The organism is Parabacteroides sp. AM58-2XD (assembly GCF_003463685.1).
In the GTDB taxonomy this organism is placed as follows: domain Bacteria; phylum Bacteroidota; class Bacteroidia; order Bacteroidales; family Tannerellaceae; genus Parabacteroides; species Parabacteroides segnis.
The window spans coordinates 23709-40484 of sequence record NZ_QSDP01000013.1 but is presented as its reverse complement, the minus strand read 5'-3'; the positions used below and the strand labels follow the sequence as shown (position 1 = coordinate 40484).

Annotated in this window: 11 protein-coding genes and 4 pseudogenes; 7 read left to right on the top strand and 8 right to left on the bottom strand. The window is 44.6% G+C overall.

Features of this window, described 5'->3' with window-relative positions; all coding sequences use genetic code 11:
- The first annotated feature begins 10 nt into the window (after nt 1-10).
- Nucleotides 11-1195 carry an ABC transporter permease gene (locus DXA15_RS04930; RefSeq protein ID WP_128133313.1) on the top strand — a complete coding sequence of 395 codons (1185 nt, stop codon included), beginning with the start codon at nt 11-13 and terminating at the stop codon, nt 1193-1195.
- A complete protein-coding gene (locus DXA15_RS04925; protein WP_128133312.1) occupies nt 1179-2363 on the top strand; it encodes an ABC transporter permease in 1185 nt (394 codons plus the stop codon). Before DXA15_RS04930 ends, DXA15_RS04925 begins: the two co-directional genes overlap by 17 nt.
- 141 nt (nt 2364-2504) lie before the next feature.
- On the opposite strand, the pseudogene DXA15_RS04920 reads toward DXA15_RS04925, so the two are convergent.
- Nucleotides 2505-2816 (bottom strand): annotated as a pseudogene (locus DXA15_RS04920) (MBL fold metallo-hydrolase); the annotation flags it as partial.
- Between the two features lie 86 nt (nt 2817-2902).
- Here DXA15_RS04920 and DXA15_RS04915 point away from each other — a divergent pair.
- Both DXA15_RS04915 and DXA15_RS04910 read left to right on the top strand, forming a co-directional pair.
- On the top strand, nt 2903-4630 hold the full coding sequence (locus tag DXA15_RS04915; RefSeq protein ID WP_128133310.1) for a serine protease: 1728 nt from the start codon (nt 2903-2905) through the stop codon (nt 4628-4630).
- 9 nt (nt 4631-4639) lie between these two features.
- Complete coding sequence (locus DXA15_RS04910; protein WP_128133309.1) at nt 4640-5098, top strand: hypothetical protein; 459 nt, start codon at nt 4640-4642, stop codon at nt 5096-5098.
- Nucleotides 5099-6156: 1058 nt separating this feature from the next.
- Here DXA15_RS04910 and DXA15_RS04900 read toward each other — a convergent pair.
- A pseudogene (locus DXA15_RS04900) lies at nt 6157-7312 on the bottom strand (DUF763 domain-containing protein).
- 143 nt (nt 7313-7455) lie between these two features.
- On the opposite strand from DXA15_RS04900, the gene DXA15_RS04895 reads away from it, so the two are divergent.
- Entirely contained in the window at nt 7456-8007 is a 552-nt protein-coding gene (locus tag DXA15_RS04895) for a DsbA family protein (protein ID WP_128133308.1), read from the top strand.
- 2 nt (nt 8008-8009) lie between these two features.
- Nucleotides 8010-8621 carry a hypothetical protein gene (locus DXA15_RS04890; protein ID WP_128133307.1) on the top strand — a complete coding sequence of 204 codons (612 nt, stop codon included), beginning with the start codon at nt 8010-8012 and terminating at the stop codon, nt 8619-8621.
- A gap of 55 nt (nt 8622-8676) precedes the next feature.
- Here the strand turns inward: DXA15_RS04890 and DXA15_RS04885 are convergent, their stop codons facing one another.
- From DXA15_RS04885 to DXA15_RS26005, 6 genes and pseudogenes are all read right to left on the bottom strand, one after another.
- A complete protein-coding gene (locus DXA15_RS04885; RefSeq protein WP_046144962.1) occupies nt 8677-9678 on the bottom strand; it encodes a GGGtGRT protein in 1002 nt (333 codons plus the stop codon).
- Nucleotides 9679-9685: 7 nt separating this feature from the next.
- The gene (locus DXA15_RS04880) at nt 9686-9877 is read right to left on the bottom strand and encodes a hypothetical protein (RefSeq protein WP_007658685.1); all 192 of its coding nucleotides are present in this window, start codon (nt 9875-9877) and stop codon (nt 9686-9688) included.
- Nucleotides 9870-10562 carry an iron-sulfur cluster assembly scaffold protein gene (locus DXA15_RS04875; protein WP_007658684.1) on the bottom strand — a complete coding sequence of 231 codons (693 nt, stop codon included), beginning with the start codon at nt 10560-10562 and terminating at the stop codon, nt 9870-9872. The genes DXA15_RS04880 and DXA15_RS04875 overlap by 8 nt, the downstream gene beginning before the upstream one ends.
- Before the next feature lie 124 nt (nt 10563-10686).
- Nucleotides 10687-11130: an OsmC family protein gene (locus tag DXA15_RS04870; protein ID WP_122327249.1), complete on the bottom strand. Its 444-nt coding sequence runs from the start codon at nt 11128-11130 to the stop codon at nt 10687-10689.
- Between the two features lie 11 nt (nt 11131-11141).
- The gene (locus tag DXA15_RS26010) at nt 11142-11537 is read right to left on the bottom strand and encodes a TlpA disulfide reductase family protein (RefSeq protein WP_233566842.1); all 396 of its coding nucleotides are present in this window, start codon (nt 11535-11537) and stop codon (nt 11142-11144) included.
- 410 nt (nt 11538-11947) lie between these two features.
- Nucleotides 11948-12253, bottom strand: a pseudogene (locus DXA15_RS26005) (DUF4369 domain-containing protein); the annotation flags it as partial.
- A 219-nt stretch (nt 12254-12472) separates the two neighbouring features.
- Between DXA15_RS26005 and DXA15_RS04860 the strand changes: the two are divergent.
- Nucleotides 12473-16524: pseudogene (locus DXA15_RS04860) on the top strand (response regulator).
- Nucleotides 16525-16776 lie beyond the last annotated feature (252 nt).

Genomic DNA, 16776 nt, shown 5'->3' with positions numbered 1-16776 from the left:
AGCATGATCTATGAGTAATAATAAACAACATAGTCCTTTTTACAATGTGCTCCGCCGCGAACTGCAACGGATGGTTTCACGCAGGCTCTATTTCGGGGTCTGCATCGTGTTGCCGCTGTTCTGTATCTTCTTTATGTCCACGATCTTCGGTAACGGGCAGATGGAGAATATTCCGGTAGGTATTGTCGATCAGGACCAGACTGCTTTATCCCGCGAATTGACCCGCCAGGTCGAAGCTGTTCCGACTTTCCGTGTCACGCATCATTATGCGGATGCCGAAACCGCACGGAAAGCGACGCAAGCCAAAGAAATATATGGCTATCTGGTTATCCCGAACCGTTTTGAGGAAGACGTGACGGGTGGGAGGCAGGCTACTTTATCCTATTATTATCATTATGCTTTGCTGAGTGTCGGCGGAGAGGTCAGAGGGGCTTTTGAAAGTCTGCTGCGTACCTTTTCGATGGCTCCGATCGTGGTACAGGCTACGGCAATGGGAATCAGCCAGAAAGAAGTGTCGACCTTCCTGGTCCCTATCCGGGCACAGAATCATCCGTTATTCAATCCGGACCTGGATTATTCCGTTTATCTGAGTAATCCGTTCTTCTTTATCTTCTTTCAGGTGTTGATTTTGCTTACGACGGTTTATGCGGTGGGAAGTGAGATAAAGTTCCGTACCGGTGACGATTGGCTGGCAACGGCGAAGATGAATATGGTAACCGCCCTTTTCGGAAAATTATTGCCTTACACCATCATCTTTTCCCTGATGAGCATCCTGGCTAATTATGTTATGTTCGGTCTGATGAATATACCTTTCTCCTGTGGATTCTGGCCGTTGAACCTGACCTCTGTCCTGTTCGTGATCGCATCCCAGGCTCTGGCGGTGTTCCTTTTCTCCCTTTTTCCGGCAATCAGCATCATCATCAGTATCGTGTCGATGGTCGGTTCACTGGGGGCGACCTTGTCGGGTGTTACGTTTCCGGCGCCGGCCATGTATGCACCGGTCTATTATACTTCTTTCCTGTTTCCGGTACGTCATTTCGTGGAGATCAATCAGAACCTGTTGTACGGCGATTATGGGTTTGCCTATACCTGGTGGAACTTCAGCGCGTTGTTCTGTTTTATATTGGTTGCGTTTCTGATGGTACCGCATTTAAAAAGTGCAATATTAAGTCATAAGTATGAAAATATCAAATAACATAAAAGCAGGTCTGAACAATATATCGTCCATTATCTTGAATGAGTTCAAAACCATCTCAGGCAGTTTCGCTATCGTGTTGGTACTGATGGGCGGTATATTTATGTACGGTCTGCTATATAATTATATGTACGCCCCTGATGTGGTCCGTAATGTCCCGGTTGTCGTGGTGGATAATTCGAAAACGGAGTTGAGCCGCGAGTATATCCGTTTGCTGAATGCCACTCCGCAGGTCGACGTGATTGCTACCGGTGAGGATTATCCGCAGGCACAGGAGTTGATGAAAATGGATGAAGCCGCTGGCATTTTATATCTGCCGTACGACTTTACCGACCGGGTTTCCCGTGGCGACGAGTCGGTCTTTATCATGTATGAAACGACCAATGCATTCCTCAACTACCTGGCGATGCAGGAAGCGTCGGCCGGTTCGATGCTGGCGCTGAACGACCGCTACCGGCCTGAAATGGTGGTATTTCTCCCCAGCCAGGCTGCTGCACAATTATCAGTAGCGAAACCGATCAATGTAGCCGGAACCGCCTTGTATAATTATACGGAAGGATATGGGACGTACCTGATCCCGGCTGTGCTGATCGTTATCATGTTTCAGACCTTATTGATGGTGATCGGGATGGTCAGCGGGGAGGAACGGCAGTTCAAACTGTTGCAGGTGTATCGCCCGACCTTCGGACAAGCCGGACGCCTTGTGATCGGAAAGACATTTGTGTATATGATGCTGTATGCCGTCTTTTCGCTTTTCCTGCTGGGATTGATCCCGCTGATATTCGACTTGCCGGATATCGGTAATGTATGGAATATAATCATGTTACTGATTCCTTTCCTGATGGCGACGAGTTTCTTTGGCCTGACAGCTTCCGTTATTTTTACCGATTCGGATGCCCCTTTGCTGATGATCGCTTTCTTTTCAGTCGGGTTGATTTTCCTGTCCGGTGTCTCTTATCCGTTGGAACTGATGCCCTGGTACTGGAAGTTATCGCATTTCCTGATTCCGGCAGCACCGGCAACCCTCGCTTACGTTAAATTAAATTCGATGGGAGCCTCGATGGCAGAGATCCATACGGAATATGTCACCTTATGGGTTCAATGTGCGGTGTATTTCGTATTGGCTTGTTGGGCGTATCGGTATAATATACGGAAGTCATTCCGTTGACACTCTGAAAAAGACAGGTGTTTTGATTATGAAAGTCCCTTATTTCATCGTCAAAACACCTGACTTAACATATTAAAGCACCCTTATTGTTTATTGCATCTCTCTGATGCGTACGTCTATATTGCTGTTTTTACTGCCGGCTTCGTTGGTAATTAACAGCGTTCCCGTTTTTTCAAGCGCACTGATTGCTTTCGGATCCAGATGATCGCCATGTTCATGGGTGATCAGTATAATGTCGGCTTTCGGGAAAGAGTTGTAGTCGGCATATTCCGAAACAGGGTCTATCTGGATGTGACGTCCGTTGAATGTAAGTTGCAAACTACCGTGTTTGATGAACGTAATTACAAGTTCTCCTCCATTCTTGGTTGTGAACTTGTCAGTCTCGAAAGTTTTGCCGGAAACGAGGAAGGCGGCTGATAAACTACACATAAGAAATAACATTTTAAGTTTCATAAGCGGATAATTTTATACTCAGACGATATGTACAAAGATAATAAAGTATTACATTTGTCGGCATATCTGATAACATGAGAAAAGAAATGAAACGAATTCTACTATTTATTTTGATTTGTTGCCACTTATTGCCGGCAACTGCGCAGAAAAACGCCCCTAAATGGATGGACAAAAGTAAAAAAGCGGTTGTTTTAATCACTACATACGGGAAAGACGGAGCTAAGCTGACCTCGGGTACCGGTATTTTTGTCTCTGAAACGGGAGATGTCCTTTCTGCCTACGAGTTATTCAAAGGGGCGGAAAAAGCGACTGTGACGGATACGGATGGAAAAACTTATCCGGTTACAAGAGTGATCGGTGCCGATGAATTGTATGATGTCATCAAGGTAAAAGCAGAAACACCGAAGAAAGTACAGTTTTTGCCGGTTGCGGCCGATCCGTTGGCTGTAGGTACTGTCGCTTATTTATTACCTTATTCGACTGAAAAGAAAGCAGATTTCGAACAGGGTACGATCACGGAAGTCAGCAAACTGAAAGATCCGTATAGTTACTATAAATTATCCGTTCCGCTGGAAGATGGCCGGGTGAATTCGCCGATATTGAATGCCGAAGGTGAAGTGTTCGGACTGGCACAGGCCGATGCTTCCGGAAAGAAGGATGTATCATATGCTGTCTCAGCCTCTTATGTGAACAACCTCGCCGTTTCGTCGACCGATTTCCTGAACTCCGTTTATAATAATATCGGTATCAAGAAAGCCTGGCCGGCAGATGTGGAGCAGGCTCAGGTGGCTCTGTTCCTGAAAGGAAGTACGCAGGATGCAAAAACATATCTGGAGACACTGAATGATTTTATTGCAACTTTCCCGAATTCGGCTGACGGTTATCTGAAACGTGCCAACCATTATGCCGGACGTCGTGCCGAACTGGCAGCTACTCCGGGCGAACAGGCTAATTATCTGAAACTGGCATTGGATGATATTGAAACTGCTTCCAAATACAGTGAAAAGAAAGGGGATGTATATTATAATAAAGCGAAACTGATCTATGGCGTGTCTGCCGGTGATACCACGCTGACTGATCCGGCATGGAGTGTACAGGCTGCACAACAGACTATCCAAAAGGCTATTGAAGAGGATGACGCTCCTGTTTACCATCAGTTGGCGGGTGATATTCATTTCTACCTGAAAGAATTCGACCAGGCTTATAACGAATATATGGTCGTGAATAACAGTGACCTGGCATCGCCTAATTCTTTTTACTGGGCAGCCAAGGCGAAAGAAAATACTCCCGGATTCAATATCGGCGATGTGATTGCTTTGCTGGACGGTGCAGTTGACAAATGCGGCTTGCCTCTTACTTCCGAAGCCGGGCAGTATATTCTGGAACGGATAGACTGGAAACTCCGTCTGTCTCAGTATGCAGAAGCGATTGCCGATTATGATCTGTATTATAAGGCAATGAGCGGCGATGTCGGCAGTAGTTTCTATTTTTACCGTGAACAGGCAAAATTCCGTGCCGGTGATATGGAAGGTGCTTTGGCTGATATCAAGGAAGCGGTTCGTCTGAGTCCTGATGTACCCGATTATCGGGCGGAAGAGGCATCTGTATATGTCCGCATGAAAAATTATACCGACGCATTGGCAAGTATTGAGGAAGCATTGAAAGTGGCTCCCGATTTTGCGGCTTGCTATCGTTTGAAAGGTATCTGTTATGTGCGTATGGAAAAGAAAGCGGAAGCCTGTGAAGCGCTGAACAAAGCGAAAGAATTGGGCGATCCGTTGGCTGAAAGATTGATAAAGGAACATTGTAAATAAGATTCGGATATGAATAGTGTAAAAAGTATTTTCATTGTGGTTGCCTTGGGCTTGTGTCTGATCGGTACAAGTAGTTGTAAAGGTAAGTCAGGACAAAAAGACAGTAAGGAGTCGGAGACTCGTACAACGGTTCAGACAACCCTTTTCGATAAGTCATTGCCCGAAATCAAAGAGCTGGTCGAGGGAAAATGGGAGTTGGTAAGCGGACAGAATACCACTCAGCTCTGTGAGTTTGAAAATACTTTCATCCAGTTCAACGGCGATAAATACGTCTGGACAGAAGAAGGCAAAGACGAACCGGGAGACCTGAACTGGCGGAAAGCCAATACGGGAGCGGGCTACGAAGCCTATCTGATGGATGTGTTTTTAGAAACGAGTCCTTCTTATCCGTTAGCTATCAAAGGCGATACACTATTTATCCAGGATTGTACAGAGACAGCCTATAAATATACGTTGGTGAGGCGTTGAATTAATTGACCTTACTTTTCCCTTGATGGAAAAGTAGGCAAAAGATCAAGGCTTAACCGGCTTCACTGCTTCGGTGAAAGACTCCGCTGTCGCATCTGAACTCGCTTCGCTCAAACAGCAGATGCTCCTATCGCTCCATCTTTCACCTTCGCGGACGTTCACCCGCTTAGGCCTTGGTAAGAACGCAAAGCGTTCTTTTTAGGATGGCCGAAACCGTCTGCTATATAGGTCAGTGTGTTTTATAGGTGTCGGTTTCGCATCCTAAAAGGAAGCTTTGCTTCCTCTGAAAGGCCTCATCTGGTGAGCGTAAAGCGAAGCATCCGCAGTGAGCGTCCAGAGGCTGTGCTGTTTGAGCGAAGCGAGTTCACAGACGACAGCGAACGTAGGATGCTGAGTAGCGAGGCAGATGCAGCCTTGATCTTTTGGTTACTTTTCTATCAAGAGAAAAGTAACATTCAAAACTTGATAATAACTGAACTATAAAGCAATTACATCTATTGTTTTTGAAATCAACTATCATACTATCATAGTCTAATGTAATATGCCTATAATTAGTGTATTAGTCTATGATAGTTGTTATTGTTAACTGTCATTTATCTATCATTCAACTATCATTATTAACATTGTTTTACCAAACTATCGTTCCTGTATCTATTAAAAATCCTCTATCCTAAAGTCTTTTTTACCGGAATATACAGACCTATTTCATTAAAACACCTATTTATTGTTGTCAGGATGCCCGTTTTATCCTGTTTAACACCCGGATGTTGACGATGCTCAGACCCGGGTGTCGGCTACCTTGAGACCCGGGTTTCAAACAACAAAAGTAATTACGTCCTTGAAAATAAGTCATATACTTCAGCAAAATAAGAAGCTTGCATTGGGTTTCCGGATAGGACTATGATAGTTGCATGATAGATAAATGACAGTTAACAATAACAACTATCATAAGGTAATGCTTTTATAATTAGTATGTTACTTTTTTAAATGATAGTATGACAGTAGATTCGATGAAGTTGTTTTTAGGATACATTCAAATCTAGTCAATAATTGAATTTCTAATCCCACAAACTTAACTGTATCCCACCTTTCCCTTTATCCTCTTTCTTTTGCGGCTTTTTAGCATTGCCGAAAACGGTTTTCCCTCCATATTTATAAGACGTATCCCGTTCATGTTGAACCCAGTCGTCGAAATAGTTACTTGGAGTATAACTTTTCTCCATCTCCTGGGATATTTTGGACAGATTCTTTAAGGCATCCGATTTGTCCTTTTCTCCAAGTCGTGCCTGACGGATTGCCTTGTCAAAGACTTCGATAGTCTCATCATAAACACTTGTCGGAACCGGGAACGGATGTCCGTCTTTCCCTCCGTGGGCAAAAGAGAAACGTGCCGGATCGGAGAAGCGGGAAGGGGTTCCGTGTATTACTTCGCTGACCAATGTAAGAGATTGCAATGTGCGTGGTCCGACTCCTTCCAGCAAGAGCAACGATTCCATATCGGATACATTGGTTTCATGTGCCAGGATGAGGGCGGCTCCAAGCCGTTTGAGGTTTACGTCTTCGGCTTTTACTTCGTGATGGTTGGGCAGGATGATGGATACTTCACGCATCAGTTTGTCCGGCGATTCCTTTGTCAATTCCACGATACCTTCTTTGGTCGGAGCCGCAAGTTTATCCGTCAGGTTGAGGATCAGCCCCTGATTTCTTCCACAGACAGAAGTATGCGGTTCCTCCATAAAAGAACGTAAAGAGGAAGAAAGCCAGTGGTAGCGCCGTGCCATGCGTTCATTTGGGTTCATCCCTTGTTGGATGACAGACCAATCACCTTCTTTAGTGACAATAAATGTATGCAGATAAAGTTGAAAACCATCCTGTACAGCTGTGTTATCGACCTTGGCAGCCAGTTTGCTGTGTCTTACCAATTCATTCCCGTTTAGTCCGGTTTTGTTGGCTACCTCCAGCAATTGATTAGGGGTTTCTCTTGAAAAATTACCTCTTCCTCCGCAAATATACACGCCAAGTTCTTCCGAACGGCAATTGATCGCTTTTCTCAGGGCGTTCATAACAGACGTTGTAATACCAGACGAATGCCAGTCCATCCCCAGCGCAGCCTAACGATTGGAACCAGAACGGATCACTCAGGCGTTGCAACAAAGCTGGACGTCCGTATTCAATGATGATGGCTTCTGCAATAGCTCCGCCAAGCAGGCTCATTCGTTCGGCCAACCAGGGTGGAACAGTCCCGTAATGTAATGGTAAATCAGCTGTACCTCTTTTCATAGATGCGAAGATAGCTAAAAAACAGGATCGGTTCAGTTAATGAAATGCTAATATAAACAACAAAAGAAAAGTCTGTGATGTTATTAATTAGAAATCAAATAGTAACAGCTATGTATTTGGAAGTAAATAAGAACGATCACGTTCAAGGTCCGGCCAATGCGCCGATAGAATTAATTGAGTATGCTGATTATCAGTGTCCTTATTGTAAAAAGGCTTATCATATAGTAAAGGATATACAGAAGAAACTCGGGGACAAGGTTAAATTTGTTTTTCGTAATTTCCCGTTGACAGAGTTGCATCCCCACGCTTTGCACGCAGCTATTGCTGCTGAGATCGCTGCTTCTCATGGGAAGTTCTGGGAAATGCACGACCTTCTTTTCGAGAATCAGAATGCTTTGGACGATTATTACCTGTTGGAATATGCCAGGAAGCAGGGAATAAATGCAGCGGAGTTTGAAACGGATTTCGGCAAAGACCGTTTCTATCAGAAAGTAAAAGATGACTACGATTCCGGATTGGAAAATGATGTACAGGGAACCCCGACTTTCTTCGTCAATGGCGAACAGTTTGATGGGAACTGGATGAATTCAGAGTTTCTGGAATATCTGGAGTCTTTAATCGTTAAGTAATTATGAAGAAAATAAGTTTGTTCATACTGGCCTCTTTCTTGTTGGTAGCTTGCGGAGCATATAAATACCTGGATTTGGGAATGTTGACTACAGGCATGACCGTTGCCGAGGTGGAGAACCTGATGGGGCCTCCCAACCGGGTATTGGCTGTAAACAAGAAAGATGGTTATGTGCAGGAGGTTCTGGAATACCGGACAGCCCGTGATGAAGTGTATGCGTTGGAGTTCTGGGATAACTATCTGACAGGATATGAATATTTGTATGACGATGTAACCTATATTCCACCGGTAGCTCCTCCGATGATATTCCCGGATTATGGCCGTCCTATTTATATTTACCCTCCGGATCATCATTACCCGAATCGTCCGAACAAGCCTAATCGTCCCGACTCGAATCGCCCGGAGTCAAACAGACCCGGCTCGAATCGTCCCGAATCGAATAGGCCAAGCCGTCCGGAAACCAATCGTCCGCAGACAAAACCTTCCGAAGTTACCCGTCCGTCGAATAATGGAACCAGTAACCGTACGGAACAGTATAGAAATCCAACAAATAGTGAGTCTAAAACGAATGACAGATCAAATACAAACGGAAGGAATGGGGGACGAAGACAATAAAAAACTCCTGCAACATATGACTGCAGGAGTTTTCATTTATTATATGAAGTTGTAATTACTTCTTCATAGCTTCCTCAATAGCAACAGCTACAGCAACAGTAGCACCTACCATCGGGTTGTTACCCATACCCAGGAATCCCATCATTTCTACGTGAGCAGGAACAGATGAAGAACCAGCGAACTGAGCGTCACCGTGCATACGGCCCATTGTGTCCGTCATGCCGTATGAAGCTGGGCCGGCTGCCATGTTGTCCGGGTGCAGTGTACGACCTGTACCACCACCTGAAGCAACAGAGAAATACTTGTGGCCGTTTTCCATACATTCTTTCTTGTATGTACCAGCTACCGGGTGCTGGAAACGAGTCGGGTTAGTTGAGTTACCTGTGATAGATACGTCAACACCTTCAGCACGCATTACAGCAACACCTTCACGAACGTCGTCGCAACCGTAGCATTTTACTTTTGCACGAAGACCTGTTGAATACGGATATTCTTTGATTACGTTCAAATCGCCTGTCAGGTAATCGAACTGAGTCTGAACATAAGTAAAACCGTTGATACGAGAAATGATCATAGCGGCATCTTTACCCAGACCGTTCAGGATAACGCGAAGCGGTTCTTTACGTACTTTGTTTGCCATTTCAGCGATCTTGATAGCACCTTCAGCAGCAGCAAAAGATTCGTGACCAGCTAAAAAAGCGAAACATTTTGTTTCTTCGCGAAGCAGACGTGCACCCAGATTACCGTGGCCGATACCTACTTTACGGTCGTCAGCAACAGAACCTTTGATACAGAATGCCTGCAGACCGATACCGATAGCTTCGGCAGCGTCAGCAGCGCTTGTGCAACCTTTCTTGATAGCGATGGCAGCACCTACAACGTAAGCCCAACATGCATTTTCGAAACAGATAGGTTGAGTTTCCTTACACATTGTATAAGGATCGATACCTTTAGCGTCGCAGATAGCTTTTGCATCTTCGATACCGTTGATACCATATTCTTTTAAAACCGCGTTGATAGTATCAATACGACGGTCATAACTTTCAAATAAAGCCATATTATTTTTACTTTTTTAAATTCTTATTTACCAGGAATAAAGATATTAGAAAGTTGAAAACAAGCACACCGCCGCAACAGGCCATATAGAATGCCATCCAGGGACGGTCCGGCTTCATGACGAAGTAGGTGATTACCGTCGCGATAACAGTCAGAATGATCAGCCCGGTCAGGACGCGTGTCAGTGTTTTCTTATTCATTACGAGGATCGATATATTTTACAGCTTCTTTGAAACGACCGTAAGAACCTTTAGCTTTTTCCAGAGCTTCGTTAGCATCGATGCCTTTCTTTACCATTTCCATGAATTTACCCAGGTGGATGAATTCATATCCGATTACCTGATCGTCAGCATCCAATGCCATACGAGTACAGTAACCTTCAGCCATTTCCAGGTAACGGGTACCTTTGGCTAATGTACCGAACATGGTACCAACCTGGCTACGCAGACCTTTACCTAAGTCTTCCAGACCGGCTCCGACAGGCAGACCGCCTTCAGAGAAAGCAGACTGTGTACGTCCGTAAACGATCTGCAGGAATAATTCGCGCATAGCTGTGTTGATAGCGTCGCAAACAAGGTCAGTGTTCAATGCTTCCAGAAGTGTTTTGCCCGGAAGGATTTCTGATGCCATCGCAGCAGAGTGAGTCATACCAGAACAACCGATAGTTTCTACCAGCGCTTCCTGAATGATTCCTTCCTTTACGTTCAGTGTCAGTTTACATGCACCTTGCTGAGGAGCACACCAACCCACACCATGAGTCAAACCTGAGATGTCAGTGATCTGAGTAGATCTAACCCATTTCCCTTCTTCAGGAATCGGAGCACAAGGATGGTTGGCTCCCTTCTTTACAACACACATGTGTTGAACTTCATGTGAATAAATCATAATCGCTAATTTATTATATTAAAGTGATAATAAAACTTTTTGCTAATTTCTATGTAATATCGCTTTCTTTAAAGACCGCACAAAGATAAAATTTTTAATTCAGCCATGCAAGACGCTAAGTTCGTTATTTATCGGTTGGCTGAATATTCAGTTCGGAGCCATTCAGCAAGATGCGGTGAGTGACAGGTCCTATCTTTTTCATCATTGCCGAAACACCGCAGTACTCTTGCGACAATCGGATTGCTTTTTCAATCCGGGTACTTTCCTCTGCCTTACCGGTTACGTGGAAAGTGATGAAGAATGCTGAATAAAGCATCGGCACGGTATCGGTTGTTTCTGCTTTGACGTCGATAGATAGTTTTTCAAAACCGATTCGCATCTTCTTGAATAGAGAGATCACATTGACCCCGCTGCATCCGGCCAGGGCGACCAGCATCAAGGCTTTCGGGCGGACACCGGAACCGGTGCCGCCGTCTTCTTTGCTGGTATCGATTGTCACCGTATGACCATCCATCTGGGTTTCAAAGGTCGAATCCTTTTTCCAGTCGAGAGTGATTTGGGCAGACATATCGTTCTCTTTTATTTTTTAAGTGCTTCCTGTAGTTTGGCATCTATCTCTTCACCATGGATATTCTTGGCGATGATCGTGCCGTCTTTATCGACCAGTACGGTATGAGGAATGCTGTTGACACCATATAAAGCAGCACCGGCATTCTGCCATCCTTTCAGGTCGGAAAGCTGTGTCCAGGTAATATTCAGGTCTTTTACGCCTTTTGCCCAGGCTTCGGGTTTGCTGTCCAAAGAGATACCGACGATTTCGAATCCTTTATTCTTATATTGTTTATATAATTCGACCAGATGCGGCATTTCTTTGCGGCAAGGAGGACACCAGGAAGCCCAGAAGTCGATAAGGACAACTTTACCGTTACCGACGAACTCAGACAATTGATGTACTTCGCCTTTCGGATCAGCCATTTCGAAATCAGTAAACTTTTTGCCGACGGTACGTTTTTCAGAACTTCCAGGTGGCTGATCATTTTGTCGATATTCGGCTGTGCCTTAAAGGTAGAGTCGGCTTTCGACAGTATTTCGTTCTGCTGCTCTTCACTCAGGTTGTAACGGTTTTCGTATAAATATTTGGCAGACATTTTCTGGTCCATATGAGCCAGAATATAATTGCATACGGCTTTGGTTATTTTGTCGCTGATTTCATCATATTTCTTTTCAGCCGCAGCCGCAATTGCTTTGTCTTCGGAACGGATCTCATCCCCGAGTTTTCCCATTTCGTCAATGAAAGGCTTGAGACTATCTTTCATTGCTTTTTCTGCATCGTTGGCCGGGGTGCCGGTTACGATTGACAAGGTATCCAGGTTGATAGTGAGTTTGCCGTTTTCAAGTGTAAACGTTGTCTTGAACGGAGTTGCCATACCGCGTTCAGTCTTGACAACGTCGGGCGAAAACTGAATGATCGTAATTTGCGATTCATTCTGGGTACCTTTGAATTTGAATGCATTGTTTTCTACCAGCGCACTGTCGAAAGGTAAAACGTCCGGTTTTCCGTATTCATAAAGATATACGTAGTTTCCGTTCAGATCGGCGTTTGAAACTGTACCGGTTATTTCGTAACCCGGTTTTTCGCTGCAAGCTGCAAGAAGCAGGGCGGAGGCAGCCAATGGAAGATACTTTTTCATATATTATATGTGTTAAAACGATGTCATCACCTTGTGATTCGCGAAGTTATCGCTTTATTAATTATAGTTTATTTCTTTAGGCTTAAAAAGTTCTAATATTACCGAAAAGATGGATTATATTTGTTGCCTGATCGATATACCGGGGTTTACCGGCAGTTATCGGGAGATTATTCTACAAATATTAATACTATGATTCGGACCAATAATAACAAACGGACAATGCTACGGCTTTTATGTATGAAATTGATGATACTCTGCTTGTTTTTGCTTTGTGCTTTACCAGGCGGGGAGGCGGCGGTTTCGCTGCATAAAGCAAATATCGACCTGTCGAATAATGCAATTATCGATATATATCAGGACGATCGCGGTTATATGTGGATCGGAACTTACGATGGCCTGAACCTGTTCAACGGGAGAAATACCTATGTCTATCGTTTTGAACCGGATAATAAGAATACCCTTTGCAGTAACATTATCAATAAAATCTCAGATGGCGGTCCCGGGTATCTCTGGGTGTCTACCTCGATGGGACTGAACCGGTTTTCGCTGAAAGACCGTAAAGTGACCGAGTCATATCCTGAATATCCCGAATGTCTTCTTATAGCAACGGATTCTTTAGAAAATACCCTGGTTGTCAGCCGGAAGAATTTTATATCCTGCCATACTTCCCGTACAGCTTCCTTTCAGGACATTTATACGCGGGACATAACACCGGAAACAGCAAGGTTATTATTTGTAGGCGAGCAAGGCCGTTTTTATCTTCTCTCGTCAGACGGGGTTTTGAAGCAACTCATTCCGGATTATTCGAAACTGCCTTTAACGATAAAAACAAAGGAAAACAAGATACATGATAAACCGATAGAACAGGCTTTTTATGAAGAGGGCGTTCTTTATTATGTCGATGCCGATAATAAACTGTACCGGTACCGGACGGAGGAGAACAAAGAAACATACTTGTCTGATCTTTCCGGATGGATGGAAAAATATGGTAAGGTAGCCCGTGTAGTCTCTTTTCAGTCGAAACTGTATCTGGTGTTCAGGAACGGCCTGTTGCTTGATCCTGATAAACCGGAAGAAGCTATCGATCTGAATATCGGTGTCTTTAGTATGTTTAAAGACAAGAAACAACAAATACTCTGGATTGGTACGGATGGGCAGGGACTCAGAATGTTGTACGATAAATATGAACGTTTTGACGGATTGGCGTTGGAAGATTTACCTTTTGTAATGCTCAATCCGGTTCGTTCCGTTTATACGGATGAAGATAAGACACTATGGTTCGGAACGAAAGGGGATGGCTTTGTTCGTATAAAAGAGTATGATTCCTATGCAAAAGGGGAGATCCCGCTAGACCGGATCGCCCGTTATACAACGGCAGACGGCCTGTCTAACAACCGGGTCTATTGCTTTTTCAAAAGCCTGTATCATCCCCTGGTGTGGATTGGTACAGACGGCCCCGGCCTTTCTTATTATTCTTATGAGGATGAGAAAGTCCATACGCTTCCCAGCAAGATAGATACCCGGATAAGATATGTTCATTCTATCTGTGAGATAAACGATTCGACGCTTTGGATGGCAACGACGGGCGACGGGTTGATCGAGGTTGTTCTGGAACGGGATAAATCTGGTCTGACGGTTAAGTATCTTCAGTCTTACCTGCTGGAAAAGGACGGAAAGATATGTAACGAATTTTATTCCATGTATTATGACGGAAAATCCACCCTGTATCTGGGAAGCCGCGGAGGATATGGGATGGCACGTTTCGACCTGCTCACGAGACAGTATGATTTTATGTCGATGAACAATTCGGCTAACCAGGCGATCGGTGATGTCCTTAGTCTGTGTTATAGCAGCGATTCGACCTTTTATCTGGGAGCCAGTTCCGGCATGACGCGGATGAAATGCGATCAGGCGGGGACGTGTGAATTTTGGCAGTACGACAGGAGTGACGGCATCAGCAACGATATGATTCATGGCATACTGGAGGACAAAGATAAATGTATCTGGTTGAGCTCCAATAAGGGACTAACCAAATATAACCCGCATAATAACTTTTTCCATAATTATGGGAGCCAGGAACTGATGGTTACGGAGTTTTCCGACGACGCTTACTGGAAATGCCCTTATACCGGACGTCTGTTTTTCGGGGGCGTCGATGGGCTGGTATGGATCGACCCGCAAAACGACCGGCAGGAAAGCTATAGTCCCGACCTGCATTTCTTTGAGTTGAAGATGGGAGACGAAACCATCAGTCTTTACGATTATGCGGATGCGAATCCCGGCCCTGTAACAATTCCTCCGGACGTTTCGACTTTTACCATTTCATTTGTTGCCACCGACTATATCCATGGTGACAATTATGAATATTCTTATCTGTTGCAAGATTATAATACGGCCTGGACGGAATTACAAAAGAGCAATGAAATATCGTTTACCAAGCTGCCTTACGGAAACTATACCCTGAAAGTCCGTTATAAAAACGATGTTTACGATTCTAATGCGCGGGAATATCTTTTACCGTTGAAAATACTTCCTCCCTGGTATCTCAGTACCTGGGCGATAGCGGTCTATATTTTTCTGGCCATCCTCTTTGCAGGCGTGCTGGTTTATTGGATCAACCGGCGTATCGCTGAAAAACAACAACAGGTGGCCCGTAAAATCCATGAAGAACAGAAAGAAAAGCTGTACGAAGCCAAACTGAACTTCTTTGCCAATATCACCCACGAACTTTGTACCCCGCTGACTTTAATCAACGGAGTAGGGGACTATATTCAAACCTATGCCGAAAATACTTCCGACAACAAACTGAAAAGGTATATCCGCATATTGAGGGATAACGTAGCGAGCTTGAATGAACTGATTCAGGAAATCCTGGATTTCCGTAAGATAGAAGAGGCTGGGCTGAATTATTTCAGTATCAGGCGCATCTCTGTCCCGGATATTATCCGCAGGCAATACGAGTCATTTACCCCTATTGCCGAGCAGAATGGGATAAAATTCGTGTTGTCTCTTCCGGATCAGCTTTACTGGAATACAGACCCTACCGGATTAAAGAAGATATTGGTCAATCTGATTTCCAACGCTTTTAAATACTCGGATGAAGCCGGAGAAATACGTATTTCGGCTACTACGGAAAATGAGTCCTTGATAATCCGTGTCTATAATTCGGGCAAAGGAATATCCGAAACAGACCTGAAGACTATTTTTGACCGTTACCGTATATTGGGCGACCTGGAGGGAAACAATTATACGCAAACAACGTCGAGGAACGGACTGGGATTGTTTATCTGTCATAGTATCGTACAATCTCTGCATGGCACGATAGAGGTGAAAAGTGAAGAAGGCCGGTTTGCCGAATTTATTGTCCGCTTGCCACACCTGGAAGCCGAGGAGGAGGAAGCCGAGCCGGAAAATGAGGAACCGGAAACGGTGCCTGTCCTTTCGTCTCCCATCGATGAAACCGGATTGCCGGGAATTGTCTCTCCGGAGAATAAACCCTGTGTCCTGGTGGTGGACGATCATAAGGATATTGTCTGGTTGATTAAGGAATCTTTATCTGAGGCTTATACGATAGTGGAGGCTTACGGTGTGGAAGAGGCGATCCGTTTGATGGAAAAACAAACGCCTGCCTGATTATTACGGATATTATGATGCCGGAGATCGACGGGATGGAATTGATCAGCCGTGTGAAATCGGATAAGTTTACCCGCCATATTCCGTTGATAGTCGTTTCTGCCAGAATATCGGAACACGACCAGGCGGAAGGGCTCGACCTGGGGGCAGATGCCTACCTGACCAAGCCGTTTTCTGCGGTGGTGCTCCGCTCCGTAGTCAACCGGCTGATGACGAGCAAAAAAGAACTGAAAGATTATTACTATTCACCGGAGAGCGCCTACGAACAATCCGGCGGACAGCTGATTCATCAGGAAGATAAAGAATTTATGGATGCCGTAACTGCTATTATCCGGGAAAATCTCGATAAGGAAACCCTGCGCCTGGAGCTGATAGCCGAAAAGATGGGCATGAATACCCGGTCGCTTTACCGCCGTTTCAAGAAGATATCTCCGCTCACTCCTTCCGATTTTATCAAGGATTACCGGTTTAATTATGCTGCGCAGTTATTGGTGACGACTAATCTGAGCGTACAAGAAATTATCTATAAAGTCGGCATTTCGAACAGGTCTTATTTCTACCGGGAATTTGCTGCCAAATATAATCAGACGCCTACCGAGTACCGCAATAAGCAAAAAGTAAAACTTCCGGGGAGATAAAAGCGATTCCGACAGGAATATGTAAAACTTCCGGTGGAAAGTACTGATTTCAACCATTATCCCGTGAGTGTCCTGATTTGCCAAAAGAGTGTCATAATGTGCCGGGTGCATATTGTGACACTCTTTTGGTATTCCAGTAGTAATGCGGGAAAAGAACAATCCGGTAATATTGCATTCAGATTTGTGAAACCCGATAATGCTTTTTAATATGAATACAGAATGATTTGAGCAATGAATAGAAACACTTCGCTT